The 23,936-nt window shown below is 47.2% G+C and carries 22 protein-coding genes; 17 read left to right on the top strand and 5 right to left on the bottom strand.

Annotated elements, in window-relative coordinates:
• Positions 1 to 54 precede the first annotated feature (54 nt).
• From EDC56_RS02850 to EDC56_RS02835, 4 genes are all read left to right on the top strand, one after another.
• Positions 55 to 531, top strand: a complete 477-nt coding sequence (locus tag EDC56_RS02850; protein ID WP_123711745.1) for a DUF2947 domain-containing protein — start codon at positions 55 to 57, stop codon at positions 529 to 531.
• Between the two features lie 200 nt (positions 532 to 731).
• Positions 732 to 1,292, top strand: coding sequence for a nitroreductase family protein (locus EDC56_RS02845; RefSeq protein ID WP_211333536.1), 561 nt, complete (start codon positions 732 to 734; stop codon positions 1,290 to 1,292).
• Positions 1,293 to 1,306: 14 nt separating this feature from the next.
• The gene (locus EDC56_RS02840) at positions 1,307 to 2,164 is read left to right on the top strand and encodes a DMT family transporter (protein ID WP_211333535.1); all 858 of its coding nucleotides are present in this window, start codon (positions 1,307 to 1,309) and stop codon (positions 2,162 to 2,164) included.
• 45 nt (positions 2,165 to 2,209) lie between these two features.
• Positions 2,210 to 2,818 (top strand): YigZ family protein, encoded by a 609-nt coding sequence (locus EDC56_RS02835; protein WP_245980633.1) that lies wholly within the window; start codon positions 2,210 to 2,212, stop codon positions 2,816 to 2,818.
• Between the two features lie 22 nt (positions 2,819 to 2,840).
• Here EDC56_RS02835 and EDC56_RS02830 read toward each other — a convergent pair whose 3' ends face one another.
• Positions 2,841 to 3,170 (bottom strand): glutaredoxin family protein, encoded by a 330-nt coding sequence (locus tag EDC56_RS02830; RefSeq protein ID WP_123711003.1) that lies wholly within the window; start codon positions 3,168 to 3,170, stop codon positions 2,841 to 2,843.
• Between the two features lie 149 nt (positions 3,171 to 3,319).
• On the opposite strand from EDC56_RS02830, the gene EDC56_RS02825 reads away from it, so the two are divergent.
• The 10 genes from EDC56_RS02825 to EDC56_RS02780 all read left to right on the top strand — a co-directional run bounded on the left by EDC56_RS02825 (position 3,320) and on the right by EDC56_RS02780 (position 15,872).
• On the top strand, positions 3,320 to 4,039 hold the full coding sequence (locus EDC56_RS02825; RefSeq protein WP_123711002.1) for a YebC/PmpR family DNA-binding transcriptional regulator: 720 nt from the start codon (positions 3,320 to 3,322) through the stop codon (positions 4,037 to 4,039).
• 655 nt (positions 4,040 to 4,694) lie between these two features.
• Positions 4,695 to 5,831 carry a non-hydrolyzing UDP-N-acetylglucosamine 2-epimerase gene (gene wecB, locus EDC56_RS02820; protein ID WP_123711001.1) on the top strand — a complete coding sequence of 379 codons (1,137 nt, stop codon included), beginning with the start codon at positions 4,695 to 4,697 and terminating at the stop codon, positions 5,829 to 5,831.
• Between the two features lie 87 nt (positions 5,832 to 5,918).
• Entirely contained in the window at positions 5,919 to 7,121 is a 1,203-nt protein-coding gene (wecC, locus tag EDC56_RS02815; protein ID WP_123711000.1) for a UDP-N-acetyl-D-mannosamine dehydrogenase, read from the top strand.
• A gap of 71 nt (positions 7,122 to 7,192) precedes the next feature.
• Positions 7,193 to 8,371 (top strand): glycosyltransferase, encoded by a 1,179-nt coding sequence (locus EDC56_RS02810; RefSeq protein ID WP_123710999.1) that lies wholly within the window; start codon positions 7,193 to 7,195, stop codon positions 8,369 to 8,371.
• Between the two features lies 1 nt (position 8,372).
• Positions 8,373 to 9,797 carry an oligosaccharide flippase family protein gene (locus tag EDC56_RS02805; protein WP_148059286.1) on the top strand — a complete coding sequence of 475 codons (1,425 nt, stop codon included), beginning with the start codon at positions 8,373 to 8,375 and terminating at the stop codon, positions 9,795 to 9,797.
• A 3-nt stretch (positions 9,798 to 9,800) separates the two neighbouring features.
• Complete coding sequence (locus tag EDC56_RS02800; RefSeq protein ID WP_123710997.1) at positions 9,801 to 10,988, top strand: hypothetical protein; 1,188 nt, start codon at positions 9,801 to 9,803, stop codon at positions 10,986 to 10,988.
• Complete coding sequence (locus tag EDC56_RS02795) at positions 10,985 to 12,043, top strand: family 10 glycosylhydrolase (RefSeq protein ID WP_123710996.1); 1,059 nt, start codon at positions 10,985 to 10,987, stop codon at positions 12,041 to 12,043. Before EDC56_RS02800 ends, EDC56_RS02795 begins: the two co-directional genes overlap by 4 nt.
• A 36-nt stretch (positions 12,044 to 12,079) precedes the next feature.
• Positions 12,080 to 13,156, top strand: a complete 1,077-nt coding sequence (locus EDC56_RS02790; RefSeq protein ID WP_123710995.1) for a glycosyltransferase family 4 protein — start codon at positions 12,080 to 12,082, stop codon at positions 13,154 to 13,156.
• Between the two features lie 74 nt (positions 13,157 to 13,230).
• Positions 13,231 to 15,132 (top strand): alginate lyase family protein, encoded by a 1,902-nt coding sequence (locus tag EDC56_RS02785; RefSeq protein WP_148059285.1) that lies wholly within the window; start codon positions 13,231 to 13,233, stop codon positions 15,130 to 15,132.
• Positions 15,129 to 15,872 carry a WecB/TagA/CpsF family glycosyltransferase gene (locus tag EDC56_RS02780; protein WP_123710993.1) on the top strand — a complete coding sequence of 248 codons (744 nt, stop codon included), beginning with the start codon at positions 15,129 to 15,131 and terminating at the stop codon, positions 15,870 to 15,872. The genes EDC56_RS02785 and EDC56_RS02780 overlap by 4 nt, the downstream gene beginning before the upstream one ends.
• Positions 15,873 to 15,896: 24 nt before the next feature.
• Here the strand turns inward: EDC56_RS02780 and yegD are convergent, their stop codons facing one another.
• The 3 genes from yegD to EDC56_RS02765 form a co-directional block, all read right to left on the bottom strand.
• A complete protein-coding gene (gene yegD, locus EDC56_RS02775; protein ID WP_123710992.1) occupies positions 15,897 to 17,276 on the bottom strand; it encodes a molecular chaperone in 1,380 nt (459 codons plus the stop codon).
• A 132-nt stretch (positions 17,277 to 17,408) separates the two neighbouring features.
• Positions 17,409 to 18,356 (bottom strand): ribosome biogenesis GTPase YlqF, encoded by a 948-nt coding sequence (ylqF, locus tag EDC56_RS02770; protein ID WP_123710991.1) that lies wholly within the window; start codon positions 18,354 to 18,356, stop codon positions 17,409 to 17,411.
• 86 nt (positions 18,357 to 18,442) lie between these two features.
• Positions 18,443 to 19,876, bottom strand: a complete 1,434-nt coding sequence (locus EDC56_RS02765) for an RIO1 family regulatory kinase/ATPase domain-containing protein (RefSeq protein ID WP_123710990.1) — start codon at positions 19,874 to 19,876, stop codon at positions 18,443 to 18,445.
• A 219-nt stretch (positions 19,877 to 20,095) separates the two neighbouring features.
• Between EDC56_RS02765 and EDC56_RS02760 the strand changes: the two genes are divergently transcribed.
• Positions 20,096 to 21,676 (top strand): acyl-CoA ligase (AMP-forming), exosortase A system-associated, encoded by a 1,581-nt coding sequence (locus EDC56_RS02760; RefSeq protein ID WP_123710989.1) that lies wholly within the window; start codon positions 20,096 to 20,098, stop codon positions 21,674 to 21,676.
• Between the two features lie 7 nt (positions 21,677 to 21,683).
• The gene (locus EDC56_RS02755; protein WP_211333534.1) at positions 21,684 to 22,910 is read left to right on the top strand and encodes a pyridoxal-dependent decarboxylase, exosortase A system-associated; all 1,227 of its coding nucleotides are present in this window, start codon (positions 21,684 to 21,686) and stop codon (positions 22,908 to 22,910) included.
• 32 nt (positions 22,911 to 22,942) lie between these two features.
• Here the strand turns inward: EDC56_RS02755 and EDC56_RS02750 are convergent, their stop codons facing one another.
• Complete coding sequence (locus EDC56_RS02750; protein WP_123710987.1) at positions 22,943 to 23,197, bottom strand: acyl carrier protein; 255 nt, start codon at positions 23,195 to 23,197, stop codon at positions 22,943 to 22,945.
• Between the two features lie 145 nt (positions 23,198 to 23,342).
• On the opposite strand from EDC56_RS02750, the gene EDC56_RS02745 reads away from it, so the two are divergent.
• Positions 23,343 to 23,819: a DUF4124 domain-containing protein gene (locus EDC56_RS02745; protein ID WP_123710986.1), complete on the top strand. Its 477-nt coding sequence runs from the start codon at positions 23,343 to 23,345 to the stop codon at positions 23,817 to 23,819.
• The last annotated feature ends 117 nt before the right edge of the window (positions 23,820 to 23,936 follow it).

Below are 23,936 nucleotides of genomic sequence, written 5' to 3'. Positions count from 1 at the left end.
GGAGGCTAGTGGCACTCTGTTACAATGGCGGCGTCAATTGCATTGAGTAGCACAATGAACTACATCCCCATGAATGAGTACAAGAAGGCGTGGATCTTTCGTCACCGCGACCTACCTGTGACTGAAGAAGATCTTGCGCAGATCAAGCCGATGACTGCCTCTCGCAGCGACGAGGTTTGGCGCCATTTAGTTAGTGAGATGAGCACGGAACCCGATCATTTTACCAACGGTGACTGGGCGGGCAACAAGAAAACTTGGCAGCAGCTAGAGCGCTGGCAAGAGGCCTGGGACAGCGACGATATGGCGTTGCCGGAAGTCCTAGCGGAACATCTCGACTGGGAGGGCAATACCGTAGTGTATTTTTGCTATGAGTCTGACCATATTATCGAGACGACCTGGGAAGTGTATCGCCGAAACTGGAAGAATTTTCTCTTTTATGATGACGGCCCACTGCTGCTAGGCCGCAAGCGCCGCCAAGTAGCGCAGTTCCTGCAAAACGGTAACGTCAAAGTCGGTGAGCGCCAAGACTAAAGCGTTATCTCGGCCCTCGACAGTAGGGTCGAATCTTTATAATATCCGCCGCTGATAATCATTCTCGCCAAGGTTGCTGCGAGCTATCTTGATGGCTCACTGGTTTACTGTGAAATTTACCGATCAAACAGCCTCTATATAATAAAGAGGAGGGTCGTTGAAGCAATGGCCGTGGTCACGATAATAAATGGGTCCCCTCTATGTCTGTCATTATGGATGCTTTACTCAACCGCAACTCTTCACCTCGATTACAGGAGCCGGGTCCAACAGCGGCCGACTGTGAGCTAATGTTTCGTGCCGCCTTACGTGCGCCGGATCATTCGCGACTTCGGCCCTGGCGCTATCTGCAGGTGAGCGGCGAGGCCAGAAGCAAGTTAGGCGACTTGTATGCCAAAGCCGAGCTTGCTACCAACCCCGATGCGACGGAGGAGAAGCTCACGCGCCTGCGCAATCAGCCTCTGCGAGCACCGCTAATCATTGTCGCTATCGCTCAGTTGACCGAGCATGATGGTGTGCCGATGCAGGAGCAGGTGCTGAGCGCTGGCTGTGGTGTGCATGGGATATTGTTGGCAGCAGAGGCGCTGGGTTTTGCCGGTATCTGGCGGACAGGGCCCATGGCAACGAACGAACAGGTGTCTCGTGGCCTAGGTTTGGCGGACAATGAGCAAGTGATCGGCTTTGTTTATGTGGGTTCTCGCTTGGGCGAGCCAAAAGCGCTGCCAGAGCTGGCGGTGAATGACTTCGTTAGTGATTGGTCTTAATGTCGGTGGTAGCCATGAAGCCGACTGCTAAAGCAGCGCTGTGGATGTTGCTGGCACTCAGCCAGTTCATGTTGATGGCCGTAGCGGGAAGAGAGTTAACTGCGAGTCTCGCGATTTCGCAGATCTTATTTGTACGCAGCCTTATCGGGCTGGTGATCATAGTGGGGATATTGCACTGGCGAGGCAGTTGGTCAAGCGTACATCGAGGTCAGCTCGGTTGGCACGGCCTGCGTAATAGCTGTCACTTCATTGCGCAGTTCGGCTGGTTCTATGGTCTGGCAATGATCCCGTTGGCAGAGGTCTTTGCGATCGAATTTACAGTGCCGGTGTGGACCGGTATTTTGGCGGTACTCTGTCTTGGGGAGCGTATGACGCTGCCGCGGTTAAGCTCAATCGTATTGGGCTTACTGGGTATGTTGATTATTCTTCGACCTGGTTTTGAGCAGATTGCAGGGCCGGCCTGGGTGGTGTTGGGCAGTGCGGTGTTCTTTGGTATTACTCATACGACCACGCGTAAGCTGACGGCTGACAATAGCGCTATAGCTATCGTTTTTTTCATGGTGTTGGTACAGGCTATACTGTCCTCTATCCCAGCGGCAATACAATGGCAGCAACCTAGCCCGCTTGCTTGGTTCTGGTTGGTGGTGGTGGCGCTCTCTGCATTGTTAGCGCATTGGTCCATGGCAACGGCTCTCAGCCATGCCGACTTGGGGGTGGTTATCCCGATGGACTTCCTACGTTTACCGTTGATCGCGCTTGTGGGCTATTGGTTCTACCAGGAGAGTATTGATCTCTTTTTATTGTTTGGTGCTGGTTTGATGTTGCTGGGTAACGTTTATAATATTCGTGCCGAGACTAAGCGTATTGCTTAATCCCCGGTATTTATTCCAGCTAGCTATATCGAGGTTAACCTTGCTTTGAAGCAGCCCTACCTAATACCCGCAGCGATGCTAGAGCACTGTTACGAGGTGAAGAAAAGCAAGTTTATTGCGCGTGTCTATCATGCCGAAGATCGTGCCGCGGCGATGGCTGCGTTGGCGTTGGCGCAACATGATTATCCTGATGCGAGACACCATTGTTGGGCTTACCTGTTAGGTGACCCCCGTCAGCCGAGCAGCGCTGCGTTCAGTGATGATGGTGAGCCTTCGGGGACGGCGGGTAAACCGATTCTCAACGTACTCAATCATCGCGGCATCGGCGATATCATGGTCGTGATCATTCGTTATTTCGGTGGTATTAAGCTGGGAGCGGGGGGCTTGGTTAGGGCCTATTCCAGTTCGACACAACAGGCGATTGAGCGTCTAAGTACAGTGACGCTAGTGCCGAAGGCGGTTTTTGTCTTACATAGCGACTATGCCGCAGAGCCCGAGCTGAGACGCTTTATTGATGCTCAGGGGGGAGCAATCGATTCGGCGGACTATGGGCTAGAACTGAGATTGGTCGTCAGCCTTCCGCTGAGTGCTGAAGCTGATTTACAGCATTTTTTGGCCGGGCGTAAAGGGATATCTTTGCAGCAAGCTGAATAGCTGTCGCTCTACTCGTAGACGGCTAATGGCCGAGAAGCTGTTTAATTTTGTCTCGATCATAGCCTCTAACCACGCCATCATTGATGACGGTGATGGGGATGCCTCCGCCTCCTAGAGCATCGTATCCTTGCTTTCCGCGCACAGATTTCTCTACGTCGTATTCCGTATATTGGACGTCATACTGATCAAAAAGGGCACGAACTTTAGCGCAATAACGACACCAGCTGGCGCTATATAACACGACTTTGGTTTTACTTGCGTCGAAAGGTGGTGGCGGGTCGAAGAGGTCTGCGATGTCATGACGCATCTCGATCGTCAATACAACCAGTGCGAAGAGAATGATTTTTTTCATTGCAGCGTAGCCTCAACCAGATAGATAGAGCTTACCTTAAACTTATGGTTAATTTAATAGCATCTGTGTAAGCAGTAGCATAGTCCTACCATCGCTTAGCGTTTAGTTGTAACATTCACGATTTCAATACTGTTAAATGGGATAGCGCAATGGGCAGAGCCTACCAAAACCGCAAAGAATCCATGGCAAAGACGTCAGATGCCAAGGCCAAGGTCTACAGCAAATATGGACGTGAAATCTATGTTTGCGCCAAGTCGGGTGGCTTAGACCCATCGGGAAACCTAGCCCTACGCAGCCTGATTGAGCGTGCTAAGAAAGATCAGGTGCCAACTCATGTCATCGACAAAGCGATTGATAAGGCCAAGGGTGGTGGTGGTGAGGACTTCTCTCCGGCTCGTTACGAAGGTTTTGGTCCCGGTAACTGTATGGTTATTGTCGATTGTTTGACCGATAACCCGAACCGTACGTTTGGTGATGTGCGCCAGTGCTTTACCAAGACCAAGTGTAAGATCGGCACACAGGGTGCTGTTAGTCACATGTTCGATCACAGCGCTATTTTTGTTTTCTCTGGTGAAGATGAAGAGACAGCGCTTGAGACGTTGATGATGGCCGATGTTGATGTAACTGATATCGAAGTGGAAGACGGAAAAATGACCATTTTCGCGCCGCACACCGACTACTTTAAGGCTAAAACGGCTTTAGCGGAGGCCTTCGGAGAGATAGATTTTGATGTCGATGAAATCCAGTTTGTACCGCAGAACCCTGCACCAATAAGCGGTGATGATGTGGCGATGTTTGATCGCTTTATCGATATGTTGAATGATCTGGATGATGTTCAGCGCGTCTACCACAACGCTGAGTTTGAGTAGTTTGCAGGTTAAGCCGACGACTTAGTTCGAAGCTTAAGTAGTTTGCAGTAAGTACCCAGTTCGAAAGTGCTGGGTATTTTTTTGCCTTGCTTTTACCATTGTTTCATCGTCAGCATCTTTGTGTTGCTACAGTTTAGTAGTAAGCCCCAGGACGCTAACGCTTCTGCGTTGCTCGTCGAAAGCATCTGTCGAAGATGTTTACACTATTATTACCCTTCTATATCATAGTCTTATAGAAAATCATGGCTATTGCTAAGTCATATCGTGAGTGGAAGTGTTATTTGTCCTCAGGATGTGTTGTAATCGATTTATGGTCATGCTCGACAAACAATTATAAGAATAGATAAGTGACTGATAATTCAGTGCGTTGTTGCCACATTTAAATGAAAATAAAAAACTCTTTGTGCTGTGATTGTTCGTCATATTTTTCAAATGGAGCTGTGTAAAACTATATTGTCGTGATTAGCTATTTTGATCGTTATTTGATCAGCTTGTTGTCTTGACGATGATTGAAAAGGTTATGGGGAAGGGGGTGGGCGACCCTGAATAATAATAATTAAGGCCATGGGGTTGTGGCTGCAAAAGGATCGGTGATGAGTGTTGTGATGAGTGTTGATATGTGTTTTTTGCATGCTCCCTGGTCGCTAGGTGATCTATGAATAAAAGAATCCTGACAGTCTTCGGTACTCGCCCTGAGGCGATAAAAATGGCACCGGTTGTATTGGGTGTTACTGAAGCGGAGATATTGGATGGTGAAGTGTGTGTCACGGCCCAACACCGTGAGATGCTAGATCAAGTAATGGATATCTTCACAATCAAAGCCAATTATGACTTGAACCTGATGCGACCAGGGCAAGATTTATATGATATTACGGCGAGAGTTTTAACCGGTATGCGTGAAGTCTTACGGCAATCAAAGCCGGATGTTGTCTTGGTACATGGTGATACAACAACCTGCTTTGCAGCAGCTCTAGCAGCTTTTTATGAAGGGATTAAAGTAGGGCATGTAGAGGCAGGTTTGCGTACTGGCAATATGATGGCACCCTTCCCAGAGGAGGCAAACAGATCGCTAGTGGGGCGCCTCGCTAGCTATCACTTCGCTCCAACAGAAACCGCAAAGAACAACCTGCTAGCTGAAAACGTAGATCCATCGACGATATACGTGACAGGAAATACAGTTATTGACGCGTTGCTAATGGTGCGAGATAAAGCGCAGAAAATGCCGAAGAGTTTTTGGAAAAATACATTTGGTAAGGCACTTTACAGCTCGATCGTTGATGAAAAACGTAAGATGATTTTAATAACGGGTCATCGTCGGGAGAATTTTGGTCAGGGCTTCGTCGATTTATGTACTGCCATAAAAAATCTGGCATTAAAGCATCCTGATTGGCTATTGCTCTACCCAGTGCATTTGAATCCCAATGTGCAAAAACCGGTTAACGACATCCTATCAGGGCTAGCAAATGTAAGTCTTATTGAGCCCCAGCAGTATTTGCCTTTTGTCTGGCTGATGAATCAGAGTGATGTGATCTTGACAGACTCTGGCGGCATTCAAGAGGAAGGGCCATCGTTAGGAAAGCCTGTTCTAGTCATGCGAGATGTAACAGAGCGCCCGGAGGCTGTTGAAGCCGGTACCGTCAGGCTTGTGGGTACTAACACACAAAAAATAGTCGAAGGCGTTGAGCAGGTGTTATTAGATGAGAAGGTACTTAATAAGATGTCATCGGCTAGCAATCCTTATGGTGATGGTCGTGCAACACAGAGAATAATAGAAGTGTTGGCTCAGAGCTAAAAATTGTTTGTTGATGAATTGTTGTTTGAAAAGATATTAAGCGTTAACAGTGAATGTTTGCTAGCTGCAACGAATAAGGAGTAATGAATGTCAGCTCGACTAAAGAAAATCTGTGTCATGGGGCTAGGTTACATTGGCTTGCCGACAGCGTCATTATTAGGCACTAAAGGCTACGATGTCCATGGTGTCGATATCTCGCAGGATGTAGTGGATACGATTAATGATGGGCGGATTCATATTGTAGAGCCTGATCTCGATATCATGGTTAAGTCGGCGGTGCAGAGTGGTCACTTGAAAGCAGATATAGAGCCTTGTGTTGCCGACGTATTTATTATTGCAGTACCGACGCCATTTAAAGAAGGGAAGAAACCTGATCTTACTTATGTAGCTGAAGCTACGAAGAAAATATCGTCATATGTAAAGCCTGGTGATTTGGTAATTCTAGAGTCAACGAGTCCAGTGGGTACTACTGATGAGGTGGTGGCGAAAATATTAAAGGAAGACGGGCATCGCGATGATGTGTTTGTTGCCCACTGCCCTGAGCGAGTGCTGCCCGGGCGTATTCTCATTGAGTTGGTTGAGAATGACCGGGTCGTAGGTGGTATTAATGAGGAGTCAACGCAGCAAGCTGTCGATTTTTATGAGGACTTTGTTAGGGGAGAGGTGCTATCGACAACGGCTAAAACGGCGGAGATGGTCAAACTAACAGAAAACTCATCTCGTGACGTGCAAATTGCCTTTGCTAATGAGTTGTCGATGATTTGCGAGTCAGAAACTATCAATACGTGGGAGGTGATTGAGCTGGCAAACCGCCACCCGCGTGTGAATATTTTGAAGCCAGGCCCTGGCGTAGGTGGACACTGTATCGCAGTTGATCCTTGGTTTATTGTTGATCGCTCACCGGAGCATTCACACCTGATTCGCACTGCCCGAGAAGTTAATGATGCTAAGCCTGAGTGGGTGATTGAGCGTGTAAAGAGGTGTGCAGATAAATTCAAGGATCCAGTGATTGCCTGCTTAGGGTTAGCATTTAAAGCAGATGTAGATGACCTTCGGGAGTCTCCAGCCTTTGATATTGTTAAGCGCTTACAGGCCGACGATGTTGGTAATTTGTTGATATGCGAGCCTAACTTAAAGGAGTCAAGTGAGTTTGAATTGTGCTCCGTTGATGAAGCGATAAGGCATGCAGATATTGTTTTGCTTTTGGTCGACCATAAAAAATTTAAAAACTTTAAAGCGGCTGAACTGGGTGAGAAAGTAGTGATTGATACACGTGGAATAATAAAGTGAGGCAGCTTCTAATTTGCTGTTGAATTGTACTTTCTGTTTTTGTTGGTGTTATCAAGTGATGTAGGGTTGGGATGAAAAGTTTATCGTTGGCGTATTTAAGTAGAGATAGGTTTCCACCGTTAAGGCCTGATGTTAGAGTTCTTTTTGGTCAGGAGTTCCAGGAGCTTGGTCATAAGGTTGATTGGTTCTTGATGGCAAGAGAGCCTGTAGAAAAAAGCTATTCAACCGACTTTTACAGTGGTCGAGCATGGGTGACGAGGAATAGTTCTGGTGCTTTGTCTCGCTTGAAGAACTTGTCAAAAAGCTTCGTTAAGGATTTTCGTTTTTTGTTTTTTGGTGAGAGAAGTTATGATTTTGTTGTGTACAAAGATCAGTTCTTTTCGGCGCCTTTTGTTATGCTTGCTTGCAAATTAAAGGGTGTTGATTTTGTTTATTGGCTCTCATACCCATATCATTTAGAGTATGATCTCGCAGCAAAAGATAAAGGCAAACTTATTACAAGGCTTAGGTCGATAGTCACTGAAGCTACGTTGAATCACATTATTATACCTTATTCAAAGCACTTGTTTGTACAGAGTGAAGGAATGAAAGACTTACTTTGTAATGAGGTGAATAAGGATAAGTTTACTGCTGTCCCTATGGGTTTTGATCGTATGCGTGTAGAAAATGTTATTCCTACTCAACACGATGTAACCAAAATAGCTTACTTAGGGGTGATTAGCCGGCTTAGGAAGGTTGAGTTTATCGTGCATGCCTTTTCTGCTGCTGTGAACTACGGGATTGAGGCCAAATTGTGTCTTGTAGGAGGGGAGGAAGTATCCGGGGACTTTGAGTATATAGAGTCGATTATTGCCGAACTTGGCTTGTCAGATAAAGTAGAGATGACAGGGGCGTTAGATCAGAAGGAAGCTTGGTCCGTGGTAGCGGGCTGTGATTTATGTGTAGCAGCAGTTCCTGAAATTCCGTTGTATGAGTGTTCAAGCCCAACAAAGGTGGTGGAATATATGGCGTTGGGTAAGCCTGTTGTTGTAAATAATATACCAGATCAACGTCTACTGATTGAGGAGAGTGGAGCAGGTGTATGCGTGAACTATAACCATGAAGACTTTGCTAATGCTATGGTCTGCATGTTGGCTAATAAGGAAGAATTGAGGGAAATGGGGGAGAGAGGAAGGAACTATATAATGAAAAGCAGAACATATGAGCATATAGCGGCACAGGTCGAAAAGAAGCTTATGGAACTGCTTTAAAGTGGCTTCTTTTTTACAGAATAGCGCGATGTTGGTAGTGGCCAGTGCATTATCGCAGGCAGTATCGTTCGCCTTGATGCCGGTGATCACTCATTTGTACTCGCCCGAGGATTACGGTGTCTACGCTACATTTATTGCAATTGTATTAATTATTTATCCTGTCGTTGCCTGGAGGTTGAATGCAGCAATAACTATTAGTGATAATGATAGTGATGCACAAGGCCTTTTTTGTTTGTCTTGGCTTGCGGTACTGATAACAGTAGTAGCTCTTCAGGTAGTAACCTGTATATGTTATTTTTTTCTCGGCTTAGGAGAGCCTGAATATCTTTATGTCCCTGTCGTCCTGTTAGTGATGGGTTTTTGCTTGACTAGCCAGTCTAGGCTTATTTATATAAATAAGTTTAAGGGTATGGCCTATGCGCGTATTGTTGATAATATAAGTGATAGGCTTCTAGCTATTGTTTTGGCGCTAGTTATTGCGGGGGGAGTAAGTGCTGTCTTTTTGGTGTTGGCAAGGATTGTTGGTGCGACGGCCTCATTTCTAGTTAGTATTATCTATCTAAAGGTGAATGCTTCCTTAACGTTTACTTTATTATCCTATTCAAGGGCGATAACGCTTTTATCTAAATATCGCTCATACTTACTGTATTCGACACCGTCGTTGTTGTTAGATTCTTTTGGGCGTTATGTGCCGGTGCTTGTCTTTGCCTTTTTCTACACGCCTGAGGATGCTGCCTTTTTTCTTTTGGCTATGCAGTTGGTGAATATGCCTATAGTTCTACTTGGGGATGGCCTGGCGAACTCTTTTATAAAGTACTCATCAGACAATCGCAGTAATATAAAGGGGATTGCAAATCTTATTTTGGATGTGTCAGTGCTTCTTTTATATCTTTTTGTGCCGGTCTCTTTGGTTTTGTTGTGCTTTGGTGAGTTGCTTTTTTCTATTGTTTTTGGTGAGCTTTGGCGCTCTTCTGGGTGGTATGCCTCGGTGTTAATATCTGGCACATATTTCATGCTTATCCACAGGGTGTTTTCTGGATTGTTTGAACTTTATGGTAGGCAAAGGGTTCGTTTTATCTTTGATGTTTTTCTTGTTTTGGCAAAGCTCCTGGTTGTTTGTCTGGTTGTGTTTTTCGATAGTCCTGCGATATATGTGGTGGTTGGCGTTACGTTGGTTAATATTTTTGTTTATTTATTTGCGGTTTTTTATCTCTATAGGTTTGTTCTTAAACAGGCGCTTGTTGTTTTGCCATTTTTTAAGGCTCTTGTTGTGAATGTGCCATTGTTGTTTGTTTTATATTTAAATTGGCAGCAGTGGGATTTGCTTTCTTATGCTGTGCTTGTTGCTTGTTTTTTGGTGTTTAGTGTTTGTGTTCCGTTTTTAAAAGAAGGTCGTCGTGCCGTAAGGTTAATAAGTTATAGGTGAATTATGTTTTTTTTATATTTGACATTGTTTTGGTTACCTTTCTCTGTTGATGTTCTGACTTTTGAGTTGGTTGGTGGTACCTGGACCTTGTTTATCCTTGGTGTTGCCTTTCTGCTGCCTACCGCAATGATCTCTTACTTGTCAAGAGTTACCCGGATGAATACCTCTGTTGACTTTTATCTTCTGTCCATTTGTTTTCTCTATCTGATACATCTTTTCTTTGTTGATGATGTTTCTGCCTCAGCATATAAGGCTATTCATGGTGTGATTATACCTATGGCAACATATTTTTTGTTGAAAGGTATGGTTGTTACGGAGAAAGGGTATGTTAGCTCGGTGAGGGCACTTGTTTTTGGTTTTAGTGTTTTTTCAGTTTTTTATGTTTTGGAAATATATAGGACAGGGTTTGGTGTGAGGATTGATGTCTTTGATAGGGATGCAATTTCAGTAGGCGCTTTCTCAGTGTTTGTGATTGTATTCTCTCTATATACTAATTTATTCAAAGGCTGGGTGAAATGGTTTCTTATACTATTAAACTCGTTGTCTTTAATGGGGACGCTGAGCCGAGCGTATATGGTTACTGTTGCCGTTAGCCCAGTGTTTAATAGGTTTGTAAGTGGTCGCTCTGTTTGCCGTGTTTATACACTTTTCATGATTGTTACTTTATTTTTTAGTGTCTTTTTTGTATTTAATTCGTCTTTTTTTAAGCCATCCGGTTGGGATCCTAAGCTTGAAAACTCTCTTGAGCGACTCACCAATATAGATTACTGGAAAAACGGCGTTTACGGTCGTTTAAAAACCTTTGAACCTTCGGTTGAAAAGTTTGTTGATAAGCCAGTTTTTGGTAATGGCTTCTCTAGCGCTAAAAACAGTTCTACAGTTCATAACTTTCATTTGGAGTGGCTTGAGTTTGGCGGTGCTGTTGGTTATGTATTGTTTTTTATGGTTTTTTATAGTCACTTTAATAGGGTGTCCAAATTTTTTTATAACGATAAGTATCTAGTTGTATCTAGTTATTACATGTTGTTTATGTTCGTCAATGGTCTTATGAATGGTGTTATGCACGGTGTTATGCCGTATATGCTCTTTTGTGTGCTGGGGCTTGGGGAGGCAAGGATTCAGCTGTTGAGCGTTGTGCGTGGAAAGGAAGCAATGGCTTATAAAAAAACGTTAATTAGTGAGGCAGCATGATGATCTTAAGGGGTGTTATTTTAACTGTATTGATTTTCTTTACGCTTTCTGCAATATCTGATGAGGTCCCTCTTGGTCCTCGAGTGTTATTTGATGAGGACTTTTTTTGGGTTACTAAGGAGGGGGCTGATAAGTTGGTTGAGACGGCAAAAGCGTCCGGGTTTAATATTATTGTCCCCTGTGTGTGGCATGGCCGAGGGGCCTCCTGGGATTCTAGTATTATAGGCAAGGATGCAAAGCTGAAAGAGGTGGATTTAAAACGCCATGATGCTTTGTCGTATCTTATAAGCATCGCACATAAAAATGATATAGAAGTTCACCCTTGGTTCACGGTTTTCTTAAGGCAGGCAGATATTTATCCAAAGTTTACAGACCCTTCTATAGGTGCAATGTTTAATATCCATGACAGGGAGTTTCATCAGATAATAAACCAAGTCATTATGGATGTTGTAAGAAATTACGATATTGATGGTGTAAACCTAGATTATATTCGATCTAAGAAGGTCTGTGATAGTGCTGCTTGTGCAGATGACTATGAAAAGAGGTACTCAAGAAGTCTCCATGCAGATATTTTAACGAAGTCTGTTAACCCAGCGGCTCGTCGTAATATTGAGCGCTGGCAAAAACAAGCTGTGATAGATGCCGTTAGATTAATATCTGGCTCGGTTCGCAGCTATAATCCGGACTTAATCATTAGCGTGGATACACTCGTTAATGATGTCCTTTGGGGGGAGTTTGGTGCTGATGCAGTAACATGGCTTAATGAAGGTTTGGTCGATATTGCTTATCATATGGATTATACCAAAACTCTAAATAAACCTTTCATCAAAAAGGCGTATCAACAGCTTGAAGAACCATGGAGAATGATAGTTCTTATGGGTAATTTCAAGTTCGAAGGTGAGACTTCCGTTGCTAGGTCGGATGAGCTTGTTGCAAAGTTATACAGAGAGGCTCTAGAGCTATCGCCAAATGGCTCAGTTGGAATGTATGAATATAGGTTTGTTACGCCAGGGCAGATCAATGATTTCTCTCGAGTTAATTTGCCGTTAAAGTGAGCTTGGAGTTTACTGTTTGGTTAGGTGGTCGCTACTATGAAAAGAAAGTCTATCAATATCACTGTAGGCACTGACCTGAAGGCTAATGGTGGTATCGCAACTGTTCTAAATGTTTTGAAAGATGGAGATTTTTTCGATAGATGGAATGTTGTTTTGCTCAGTACGCACATTGATAATAGGCGCTTCTTTGGTTTGCTGAGAGTTTTCGCCTTTGCAAGAAGTCTATTGATGATAATTTACTATCATTTGTTTTTTGATGTTGGCTTGGTTCATGTCCACGCTTCTTTAAAGTGGAGTTTTTTGCGGAAAGCTATTGTTATTAGGTTGGTGAAGTTTCTGGGTGGGAGAGTTATTCTGCACCTGCATTCAGGTGGTTTTAGTGAGTTTTATGAGAATGAGTGTAGCGAAAGACAACAAGAGAAAATACGTGATATTTTCAATCTATCAGATAGAGTAATTGTCCTTTCCAGTCAATGGCTTTCTTGGGTTCGAGGGATTGTACTACAGCAAGATAAAGTTGAGGTAGTGTACAATGCTGTGCCTGATTTGCACCTTTCCAGGAAAGATGCTGACCGCAACGTTATCCTATTTCTCGGTAAGTTAAGTGAGAGCAAAGGGGTGGGAGATCTTATCGAAGCTTTCTCTTTAGTCTTAGAGAGATTCCCAGAGGCAAGGCTAATACTGGGTGGGAATGGTGATGTTGATTATTACCGAAAACAGGTTAAAGCAAAGGGCCTGGAAAGAAATGTTGTTTTTTTAGGCTGGGTAACAGGTGAAGAGAAATTAGCCTGGCTACAGCGGGCAGGTGTATACACGCTTCCGAGCTATCACGAAGGCTTCCCTATGGGTGTTTTAGAGGCTATGTCTGCGGGTATTCCTGTAGTCGCTTCAACTGCTGGTGGGATACCTGATGCAATAACAGATGGTGAGGAGGGGTTGTTGATTGAGGCTGGAGACAGGCTTGCTTTAGCTGAGTGCTTAAGTTCTTTGATAGCAGACTCAACGTTGAGTAATGCTTATGCTAAAGCAGCTAAAAATAAGTTTACGCATAACTTCTCTCCTGCTTCTGTATTTCCTTGTTTAGATGGTATCTACGAAAGCATATTGTCATAAAATGAAGGCTTAAAGCTGATAGATGATATGTTGTGATTAATGATATTCGTTCGTTGTAAGAGTGGTGGTTTATAGTGAACTTTGCCTGGTATCTTAATAGAGTCAAGGTAATGGGCTTTCGAGAGGTTGCCCATCGTTTGTTTGAGCAAATAAAATTGTTGCTTCTACGTCTGGAACAAGGTGGGCGAGACAAGGGGGTGCTGCGCTATGACGTGACTGACTATGCTTTTTGTCGACGCGTGGAGCCAAAACTCTCAGACCTTTTATTTGAGTTACCTAGTAATGAAGAGTGGAAGGAAGCTATCTTGTCGGCAAGTTGGCCGGCTTTAGGTTATCAGTGGTGTTGGCGGGAGCAGGGTGATTGGCACCTTGCCCCAGATACGGAAAAATATTGGCCGAAAGACTTTTTTGGCGACATTTCCTATCGAGCAGGAAACCCTTTTGGTGATGTTCGTGTCGCCTGGGAGCCTTCACGCTTGCAGCAGTTAGTGGCATTGGGTTTACTCGCAGGCGATAAGAATTATCGTGAGCGTGCGGTCATCTTATTCGAGCGCTTATTGTTATCTTGGTTGGAGGCCAACCCTCCTTACCGCGGTATTCATTATATATCAGCAATGGAATGCGCCCTTCGTCTTATATCGGTTTGCCATGCCGTTGATCTAATGAGACCTTACCTTAGGCAGCCCGTGGCTATATGGCAAGGCGTTGTGTCTCTAGTGGACTCTCATGCATCTCTGATCGTTCATCGTCTGTCACTGCACTCCTCGGCGGGCAACCACACTATCGCCGAGTGTGCGGGGTTGATTTATGCCGGTGTACTCTTTCCTGAGCTCGCTGGTGCAGCCCGCTGGTTGAAAACGGGTAAAGAGTTGCTCGAGCAGGAGGCGCAGAGGCAATTTCTTGAGGACGGCGGTGGGGTTGAGCAGGCTTTTGGCTATCACTTGTTTATCACCGATCTGTGTAATTTATCGGCACGACTGTTAGCTGCTCATGATTTATCATCACCACGTTTAGAGGGCATTGTTGATTCGGCGTGTGATTTCTTAGCAGAATTTTTTAGTGAAGAGTGGCTGCTGCCAAGTATTGGCGATAGTGATGATGGTTATGCTCTAAGTCCATATTTGCGAATATCTCATCGTCGAGCCGATAAATTTTTAAGGGTAAAGACCTTTACTGAAAGTGGCTACTCGCTACTTCGTGATAAAGATGTTGCCAGTCGCTCGATCATCTTCGATCATGGCTGTCTGGGTATGCCACCTTCTTATGGTCACGGGCACTCTGACTGTTTGTCGGTCACTTGGCGTGAACAAGGTGAGATGCTATTAATTGACCCAGGAACGTTTACTTATACGGGCGATGAGCGCTGGCGGCGATATTTTCGTGGCGCGACAGCCCATAATACGGTTTCCGTGAATAGACTAGATCAGGCCATGCAGCAGAGTGCCTTTATGTGGTCAGAGCCTTTCGAGGCTAGAAAGATTGAGGTGTCTGAAGCTTTTGCCGGTTACACTGTGCTCTTGGCGTGTCATAGTGGTTATCAGGCTTTAGGCGTGGTGCATTATAGGGCGTTGATTTACAGTGAGGCCGGGGTTTTATCAGTCTGGGATAGGTTGCTTCATGATCCACTCAACAATGATAAGCGAGAGTTATCGTTATGGTGGCACGTGTCAGGAGAGGTTAGCGCTAATGCTGGTGATAACCAATTCTCGCTCTTGGGGCGTCTTGGTACTCAGCTTCAGCTTAGGTTTTCCGGTGGTAAGCTGGTCACTCATGTTGCCAATGAGGAGCAGGGGCTCGGCTGGGATGCACCTCAGTACGGAGTAAAGAGACCTATAACGACAATAGAAGTTTGTCATAGTGGGAATACAACACATGAGTTTTTGAGCCATATTGGTTCAGATTTAAGGCAAATGAACCCTGAACAAGAGCAGGTTGTTGAACAAATAATAATAAAGCTGAGGTTGTTGACGGGATGAGTGATTCACGAATTTTAGTCGCCGGTTCACCGGTCGATAATATCGATATGCAGGGCGTTGTGCGTCATGCTGAAACAATGATTCAGCAAAGGGAAAAGTGTACGATATTTGCGATGAACCCAGAGAAGGCGATCGCAGCAAGAGAGGATCCAGAGCTATACGAGTGTCTGAACTCAGCAGGTTTACTGATAGCAGATGGCATTGGCATTATCTTAGCGTCAAGAATTCACGGCGTAGCATTTAGAGAGCGTGTACCAGGCTCAGAGTTAATGCCGAAGCTGTGTCAGATGGCGGCGAAGAATGGCTACGGTGTTTTTCTTTTTGGTGCCAAAGAAGAGGTCAATAAAAATGCCGCCGATAAGTTGGTTGAGGCATACCCGGGCTTGCAGGTAGTCGGTCGGCAGAATGGCTATGTATCTGAGGCGCAGACGCCGGCGCTAATCGAGAAGATTAACAGCTCTGGTGCCCAGCTGTTATTCGTGGCGCTCGGTAGCCCGAAGCAAGAATACTGGATGAGCAGGCACCAGGAGCAGCTTAATGTGATCATTCAGCAAGGGGTCGGGGGGACCTTTGATGTGCTGGCTGGTAATGTAAAAAGAGCGCCTGCTCTATGGCGGCGCTTTCATATGGAGTGGCTATATCGCTTGTTGTCACAGCCTCAGCGCTTTCTACGACAAAGTCGTTTACCGGCTTATGTTTGGTTGGTTATTCGCTCGCGTATTGGCTTGGTTAAAACCTAGGTCTTAATTACTGTTGGGCGGAAATTACCTAAAGACTTTGTTTGCCCAGACGGTTAATCCTGCTGCGACACTACCGAAGTGGTCGCCGTCGACGACCTCAATATCTCCGAGCTGTTGTTGTATGGCCTGGCGTATGACCGGGGATTTGGCTGAGCCGCCGGTGATGTAGATAAGGTCAGGTTGTTGTCCTGCCTGTAGTATTGCCTCATCCATTAGCTCGGTCATTTTAGCGAGTGGGCGCTCAATGGCGCTGGCAAATTGTTCTCGACTAACATCGCAGCGCAGCTGTTCTTCTATATATGAGAGCTCGACAGCGCATAGCATGTTATCCGAGAGACTGATCTTGCACTGCTCGGCACTGCGCACCAACTGATAGTTCTGTTTTTCTGCGCGAAACTTAATGAGACGCTGGATGAGTTCTGGCTCAGTACTATCGAGTAGCCACTGTTGAATGCGTTGTTCAGTCTGCATGCTATTGAATACAGTCTGAGCGGCTACATCGTTGGTGCTGACAGCATCCCAGAATGTTTGGGTGGGCATGGGCAGGCCATTTTTTAATAATGACTCCATGCCAAATACTGGCATTAGGCTGCGACCGGCAAGCTGGATGTCTAAGTCGTTACCGCCAATACGTTCCCCACTGTGTCCAAGAAAGTCATTTTCACGGAGTTCGTTATCACGGAAGCTCGGGCCCATACGAACCATTGCGCAGTCGGTGGTGCCGCCGCCAACGTCGACGACGAGTACGGTTTTGTCTTCTGTGAGCTTTGCCTCGAAATCGAGACCGGCGGCAAGGGGCTCGAATAAAAACTCAATCGATTGGAAGCCTGCTCGCTTGGCGGCAATAGTGAGAATGTCGATTGCCTGGCGGTTAGAGGCCTCGGCGTCGCGGCCCTGAAAGTTGACGGGGCGGCCAATGACAGTATGCGTGATGCTGTCGCCAAGATGTTTCTCGGCGCGCTGCTTTATACCCTGCATCATCGCGGTGACGATGTCCTCAAAAAAAGCGAGAAACTCTGATCGTAACCCACTTGCGCCGAGGAAGGACTTTGGCGACTTGACGAAGTAGCCCTCGCCGGTCATCGCCTGATACTCATCAAAGGCGTCGAGGCCGATGAAAAGGCTCTGTTCATCGGCGCTGATCCCCTCACGGCTACGCACTGCTCTTGCGAGGTTGAGTTGGTTGCTGCGTAGGTTGAGATAATCAGGTTGTAGCGTTTTATTGCCGATTAGGCGGGCAACATTCTCGCAAATCAGTTCACGTTCGATGGCGTAGAGCGCCGAGGGTATGAAGGCGTGGCCGCGCTCGAGCGGTAATAGTTCGACAGCGCTGTGCTGATTATCCTTGTTGTTTAATACGCCAATGGCACAGTTCGAGGTGCCGTAATCGAATCCTGATATCATGATAATGCTATTACATCGCTAGAAAAGGTCGCGAAAAATACCACATCTCTCCTGCAGAATAAAGTCGCTAGGTCATAGCAGGGGCGGCTTGGCGCGAAACCACCCTCGTGATGCTTTTGGTGTTGACTGTGGTTATTTCTTTTGCGACTTGGCGTTGCGTCGCCCGCGATTGGCTTTGTCGAGACGTGCCTGTTTGGCGTCTGCCTTGCGCTGTATTTCTGCGGCAACCGCTGCTTCCTCGCTGGCGATGTATTGTGGTTTTTCAACGGTAATTCGTCCAAGCGTAGCGCTGCGCAACTCGTGCAGAACGACCTCGGAGGCCTTGTGTAGGTTGATTCGCCCGCCCGCCTGTTTGGCACCGCGCTTGGCGCCGATAGCCTCTAGCAACTCAAAGTCTGTCTTAGGGATCTCTTCAAGCTGATAGCGCTTACAGATGGCTTCTGGGTATTCTTTGAGGAGGTACTCACAGGTGTAGAGGGCGACATCCTCATATTCCATCGCGGTATCCTTAATGGCCCCAGTCATGGCGAGACGATAACCGCTGTTCGGGTTCTCGATCTTTGGCCACAGGATACCTGGTGTATCGTAAAGCACGATGCCGTCTTTGAGGTTGATACGTTGTTGTGCCTTGGTAACAGCGGGTTCGTTACCGGTTTTGGCGATTTGCCGTTCGGCTAGGATGTTGATCAGTGTTGACTTACCCACATTGGGGATACCGGCAATCATCGCGTTAATTGGCTTGGTGACGGTGTGGCCCTTGTTGGGGATCATTTCACGGATGATCGCTGGAATTTGCTTGCAGGCGCTGAGATCTTTTGTGGTGATGGCGAGGGTGCGCATAGTACGCTGCTTGGCAAAGTAGCTGAGCCATTGCTCGGTGGCCTCGGGGTCTGCAAGGTCGGCTTTATTCAGCACCTTGATGACCGGCTTATCACCACGAATCTCGGTGATTAGCGGGTTTTCGCTGCTATAGGGCAGCCGGGCATCGACGACTTCGATAATGATATCGACGAGGGGCAGAATCTCGCGAATCTGCTTTTGGGCCTTGTGCATGTGGCCGGGGTACCAATTTATCGCCATCGTGATCTCACTTGCTGGAGTAACCGCTATCAGGCCGGCTATTCTAGCCTTTCAGCAGGGTGCGGCCAACTGTTGTACGTGTTGTGTTATTTAAGCTTCGCGCTAAAAGTGCTCAGTAATTCTTCGAAGCGTTGGCGCTGCTGCTCGTTAAAGTTTCTTAGGAAGCGCTGTAAGTCTCGTTGTAAGGCGTTTTTCAGCTTCTTCTCGTTAGAATGGCTCTTCATCGCGTCTAGGTCGATGATTTGCAAGCCTTCAGTGGTAGCGATTAAGTTGGTGCCCTTAAGGTCGCCGTGGCTTAACTTGCCAGCGAGTAGCCCTTCGAACATATCGACGACTTGTTTTTCTAGCATTACAAGCGGTAGTGGGCTGTCTTCGCCATCGTTGAAAACCTGCCATAGGTCTTTGCCCTCGATATGTTCGCAGAGAAGATAGGCTTTGCTGCGCAGGGGGCCGAAACGGTGCTCAGAGAGGGCGATGGGCAGCGGGGTCAATAATCCTTCGAAGCGTAGTTTGTAAGCGTTGCGCCAAGAGGCCCAAGCGCGGGTGGGCCGCAGTGCACGATTGATCGCATGGAGACTGCTTTTAATGTTATAGCGCTTGATCACGAGTGACTGTTGATCGATGCAAACACGGCTGACGGTGGCGGTATTGCCTTGCTTGAGTGTGACGCCTTGCATCATGGCTGCGTCAGGGGCTTGCAGTAACTTTCGCATCGCGTAGGAGTCACTTTGCCGGCGAAGCACTAACCGGCTATTGAATTGTTGCTCGGCGATAAACTCGCTGCAGTCGCGGGCAATTTTCCGCTCGTAATGACGCCAGCGTTTTGCACGTAATTGTTCGACCTGTGTGGTCAGGTCTTGCAGGCTAAAGCTGATCGCTACATGCTGCTGGTAGAGGCTAAGCAGCTGTGGGTAGTAGGCGCTGTAATCACCTGCCAACTGTGCGATCAGGTGAGCGAAGTTGTGGCAGGCGAGCTGACTACTCAGTGGCGCGCTGTCGCGCTGAATGCTGGCATAATCGATCAATACCAGCTGGTCCTCGATACAGAGGAAGTTATCGAGATGAATATCCATCTGACGCAGCCCGACACGATGCAGCTCGGCAATACGGGGAATTGCTTGGCAGAGTGTGTTAATGCGCTGGTCGCGATCACGCCCTTGTTGCCAGAGTGCCGCGAGTGAAGGCGCGTCGATATATTCAAAGAGAATATATTGAAAGCTACTGGTGTCGTCATGAGCGAGTATCTCGGCGCAAGGTTGCTGCTGAGTCTGAAGGAGCTGGTAGCCTTCTAGTTCACGATGATAATCTTTATCGCGGAAAAATAGCTTTGCGATAGCATTCTTTCCGTCCTTGTTAACCAGCAGGACTATGCGTCGCTCGGGCAGGGTACGTAATATGGCGGTACAGCGCCAGGGCTCGAGTGACTCATCGAGCTCGAGTAGAAACGGGGGCGTTAAGTCATGGTTAGCTGACTTGAGCCGGGAGGCGGCGATGCTGGGTAGTGGTGAGGCGGCAGGCATGATGTGATTCTATACTAAACAGTGCAGTGATTTTATCCTGCCGGGGCAGGGAGTAAAGCATAAACTGTCGATTAATAACCGAGTTGTTGAGTAAATTGACATCGGCGTGTTATTTGTTTGACGAAATAGAGAAAGTTATTTGTCAGAGATAGATAACGCTAGTCAGCACAGCCCAGACAGTTACAATGCTCTGCGATTGCCCTGTAATAGAGTTGCTTCATGCCCACAAAATTGCACCACCTCATTACCGCACAACTTGCTGACCGTGCTGAGTCGATCGCCCTGCGGCATCGTGATACTGCTTGGTCCTATGCCGTATTGGCGAGTGAAATTGAACAATTAGCTGCTGCCTGGTGCGATATTGGTATGAAGGCAGGTAGTCGCTGCGCAATTTATTTACCGAAACTTCCGCAGACGGTGGCCTGTAGTTTTGCCGTTAGCGCCGCTGACGCGATTATGGTACCGATCAACCCAGTGTTGAAGGCGGAGCAGTTGGCGCATATTGTTACCGACTGCGGTGCTGAGTGGCTGGTGACACAGAGAGCGAGGTTGAAGGCATTACAAGCTGTCTTACCGAGTCTGCCGAGTTTAAAACATATTGTCGTGATCGATGGCAGTGATGGCCTCAATGTGGAAGGGGTAGAGCTGCATGATTACATGGGGCTGTTGCGAGGGCGTTATAACTCTTTGCCCTTGAGGGCGGAGCCTTCCGACAACGAGCAGCTGGCAGCGATTCTTTATACATCGGGTAGTACAGGGCGGCCAAAAGGGGTGATGTTGACGCATCGGAATATGTTACTTGGCGCAGAGAGTGTGGCAACTTATCTACAAAATAGTACCGAGGACCGCTTATTGGCAGTATTACCCCTTAGCTTTGACTATGGTTTTAGCCAGCTGACGACTGCCTTCTTGGTAGGGGCGGAGGTGGTGTTGTTGGAGTATTTGCTGCCTCGGGATGTGTTGAAGGCCGTAGAGAAGTACGCCATCACCGGCCTCGCGTTGGTACCGCCGTTATGGGCTCAGTTAGCAGAGATGGTCTGGCCGCCTCAGCAGTTGCGCTATTTTACCAACTCCGGAGGTCATCTCTCGACGACTGTATTGAATAAACTGCGGGAGCAGATGCCGAAGACCACACCGTACTTGATGTATGGGCTCACTGAGGCCTTTCGCTCAACGTATTTGCCGCCTGTAATGCTGGATGAAAAGCCTGGTTCAATGGGGCTGCCGATCCCCGGGGCTAAGCTGTGGGTGGTGAATGAGGAAGGTAGAGAGTGCTTACCTGGTGAGGTGGGGGAGTTGGTGCATGCGGGCGAGTTGGTTGCGCAAGGCTACTGGGCAGATGCTGAACGCAGCGCAGAACGTTTCCGGCCGTTGTGCGGTATACAGGGCGTGCAGGCGAATGAAGGAGAGTTGGCGGTTTGGTCTGGCGATAAGGTTTATCGTGACGATGATGGCCTGTTTTACTTTGTCGGCCGTGATGATGAGATGATTAAAACATCTGGCTATCGTGTTAGTCCTAGTGAGCTGGAAGAAACGCTGCAGGCATCCGATTTGCTGAGTGAGGCCGTGGCCTTTGGCGTGGCGGACGAACTGCTGGGGCAGAAGATTGTCGTTGCTGTGGCAACGAGTCATGAAGAGAAGGTATTGCAAGATTATTGCCGCAGACAGCTGCCTGCCTACATGCAGCCGGCAGCATGGTTACTCATGCAGACGCTACCACGTAATGCCAATGGGAAGCTAGATCGCAGCGGTATTCGTAGCTACTATCACAGCGTACAAGATGTAGATCGCAATGGATGAAAGTCGTATGAAAAGAAGTAATCATGATCGTTTGGGTCGACTTATAGGTGTTAATAATCGACTGGTTATCGCTGGCTTTAATGCCGCTGAGCTGATTGCTATAGCAGGCCAGAGCCCATGCTATATCTACGATAAAGCGGCGCTGACTGAGCGGGTGGAAACACTGCGAAAACAACTGCCGGAGGCGATTAAGCTGCACTACGCTATTAAAGCAAACCCGATGCCAGCGTTGGTACAGCATATGGCAGGCCTAGTGGATGGCCTGGATGTAGCGTCACATGGCGAACTTAAGGTCGCTCTGGCGAGTAGTATCAAAGCTTCTGATATCAGCTTTGCTGGCCCCGCTAAGCAGGTTGGCGAGTTGACGGCGGCTGTGGTGAGTGGCGTGGTGATTAATGTCGAGTCAGCGTTAGAGTTGGCCCGGTTAGTCGATATTGCCCAGCAGACCGGCCGCAGGCCTCAGGTGGCGCTGCGTGTAAATCCTGATTTTGAGCTAAAGTCTGCTGGTATGAAGATGGGGGGGGGGGCCAAGCCGTTTGGTATCGATGTAGAACAGTTAGAAGCAATGTTAAGCGATTGGCCTATAGAGCTCGAGTTTCGCGGTTTTCATATATTTTGTGGCTCGCAAAACTTGAAGCCTGAGGCACTCATTGAGGCGCATGATAATACCTTCGAATTAGCGGCTCGCTTGGCGGCTTTCAGCCCCTGCGCGCCGACACACATCAATATTGGTGGTGGCTTTGGTATTCCTTACTTTCCGGGGGAGCAGGCGTTAGATATAGCACCGGTTATGGATAATTTGCGGCGCTTGTTGGCGAATTTGCCTTCTTCGCTGCAAGGCTGCGAGTTCATTATGGAGTTGGGGCGTTACTTAGTTGGTGAGGCCGGGGTATATTTGTGTACGGTGACGGATATAAAGGTGTCGAGGGGGCAGTCTTTTGCGATGACAGATGGCGGTTTGCACCACCACCTATCGAATTCGGGGAATTTTGGCCAGGTGATACGTAAGAACTATCCGGTGGTCGCGACAAATTGCTTAGAAAGTGATCAGCTGGAGGCGGTTGAGGTTGTTGGGCCTTTGTGCACGCCACTAGATATTGTCGGTGCTAAGGTTATGCTGCCTCAGCTGAATGTCGGAGATACAATTGCGGTGTTACAGTCGGGTGCCTACGGTGCAACGGCAAGTCCGCAGCGCTTTTTAGGTCACCCGGAAGTAGAGGAGCTATTAATTTAGTAGCGCCGAGCTACCATCAAGGAGGCGTTGTTTCATTGTCTTTCGGCGATAAACGATAATAGGCAACCGAAGTTGGCAAATGCTTCGCCGTCTATTTCATCGTCGGCGATATTAATGTTAAGTTGTTGTTCTAAAGCGGTGATGAGAGAGATAACGGCCATTGAGTCGAACTCCGCTATGGCGCCGAGGAGTTCAGTATCAGCATCAAAACCTGTCGTGTCGATTTGTAGCACGTCGGCTAGTAAGCTCTTTAGCTGCTCTGCTTGGATGGTTTTGGCACTGGACATCGTCGCCCCTCATCTGTTTTGGATATAAGATAGTAAAGACGCCTGAGACGGCGACGCGTCGCACTTTACGGGTTTAGTCTGTGTGACGCAAGAGGCTAAAGATGCTGACTTTCATCATATTTGTGAGCGAATAAGGAAGGAAATTATGTTTGAACGGTTCGTGCCCCCTCTTGTAGCGGTCATTGTAGCAGTAACTTTGCAGGTTCCTAACAGCTACGCAGCGAAAATTTATCGTACGGTAAATGCTGATGGTAGTGTCAGTTATAGCGATGTGGAGCCCAAAGGTGGTAAAACAGAGGCTATTCCAATGCCTGAAGTGGTGAATATACAGCCTTTAGATGATCTCTCGAAGCAGCAGATTGATGATTATCAGTCGGAGAGAGAGGAGCAGGCTAAGGATCAGCAGAGCCAGCATGATGCGATAAAGAAGGCGAAGAAAGAGCTGGAGAAAGCGAAGAAGGCGTTAGGTGAAGGCTCTATTTTTGGTGAGGGCGATCGCACCAATACAAAAAATGGTAGTAAGCCGAGTCAGGGCTATTTTGACCGTGTCGGTAAATTAGAAAACAAAGTGGAAGAGGCGAAGAAAGCCTTAAAAGAGGCACGTAAAGCTCAGTCGAAGTAAGATCATTTGATTGGAAGGCTGAAAGGAGGCAAAGCGGTGTTGTTACCAATATACATTGCCTGTTTTCGTTGCCTGTATCGACATCACCTTAACGGTGGAAAAAAGACCGAGTAATGC

Source organism: Sinobacterium caligoides (assembly GCF_003752585.1).
Taxonomy (GTDB): domain Bacteria; phylum Pseudomonadota; class Gammaproteobacteria; order Pseudomonadales; family Sinobacteriaceae; genus Sinobacterium; species Sinobacterium caligoides.
This window is presented reverse-complemented; position numbering and strand designations above follow the sequence as displayed.

Excerpts from the sequence above, each read along its gene's own strand:
- ylqF (WP_123710991.1), bottom strand. The coding sequence starts at position 18,356 with ATGGCGATAAATTGGTACCCCGGCCACATGCACAAGGCCCAAAAGCAG.
- EDC56_RS02830 (WP_123711003.1), bottom strand. The coding sequence starts at position 3,170 with ATGAAAAAAATCATTCTCTTCGCACTGGTTGTATTGACGATCGAGATG.
- EDC56_RS02845 (WP_211333536.1), top strand. The coding sequence starts at position 732 with ATGTCTGTCATTATGGATGCTTTACTCAACCGCAACTCTTCACCTCGA.
- wecB (WP_123711001.1), top strand. The coding sequence starts at position 4,695 with ATGAATAAAAGAATCCTGACAGTCTTCGGTACTCGCCCTGAGGCGATA.
- EDC56_RS02795 (WP_123710996.1), top strand. The coding sequence starts at position 10,985 with ATGATGATCTTAAGGGGTGTTATTTTAACTGTATTGATTTTCTTTACG.
- yegD (WP_123710992.1), bottom strand. The coding sequence starts at position 17,276 with ATGATATCAGGATTCGATTACGGCACCTCGAACTGTGCCATTGGCGTA.
- EDC56_RS02800 (WP_123710997.1), top strand. The coding sequence starts at position 9,801 with ATGTTTTTTTTATATTTGACATTGTTTTGGTTACCTTTCTCTGTTGAT.
- EDC56_RS02745 (WP_123710986.1), top strand. The coding sequence starts at position 23,343 with ATGTTTGAACGGTTCGTGCCCCCTCTTGTAGCGGTCATTGTAGCAGTA.
- EDC56_RS02780 (WP_123710993.1), top strand. The coding sequence starts at position 15,129 with ATGAGTGATTCACGAATTTTAGTCGCCGGTTCACCGGTCGATAATATC.
- EDC56_RS02755 (WP_211333534.1), top strand. The coding sequence starts at position 21,684 with ATGAAAAGAAGTAATCATGATCGTTTGGGTCGACTTATAGGTGTTAAT.
- EDC56_RS02750 (WP_123710987.1), bottom strand. The coding sequence starts at position 23,197 with ATGTCCAGTGCCAAAACCATCCAAGCAGAGCAGCTAAAGAGCTTACTA.
- EDC56_RS02760 (WP_123710989.1), top strand. The coding sequence starts at position 20,096 with ATGCCCACAAAATTGCACCACCTCATTACCGCACAACTTGCTGACCGT.
- EDC56_RS02850 (WP_123711745.1), top strand. The coding sequence starts at position 55 with ATGAACTACATCCCCATGAATGAGTACAAGAAGGCGTGGATCTTTCGT.
- EDC56_RS02810 (WP_123710999.1), top strand. The coding sequence starts at position 7,193 with ATGAAAAGTTTATCGTTGGCGTATTTAAGTAGAGATAGGTTTCCACCG.
- EDC56_RS02825 (WP_123711002.1), top strand. The coding sequence starts at position 3,320 with ATGGGCAGAGCCTACCAAAACCGCAAAGAATCCATGGCAAAGACGTCA.
- wecC (WP_123711000.1), top strand. The coding sequence starts at position 5,919 with ATGTCAGCTCGACTAAAGAAAATCTGTGTCATGGGGCTAGGTTACATT.
- EDC56_RS02790 (WP_123710995.1), top strand. The coding sequence starts at position 12,080 with ATGAAAAGAAAGTCTATCAATATCACTGTAGGCACTGACCTGAAGGCT.
- EDC56_RS02840 (WP_211333535.1), top strand. The coding sequence starts at position 1,307 with ATGAAGCCGACTGCTAAAGCAGCGCTGTGGATGTTGCTGGCACTCAGC.
- EDC56_RS02765 (WP_123710990.1), bottom strand. The coding sequence starts at position 19,876 with ATGCCTGCCGCCTCACCACTACCCAGCATCGCCGCCTCCCGGCTCAAG.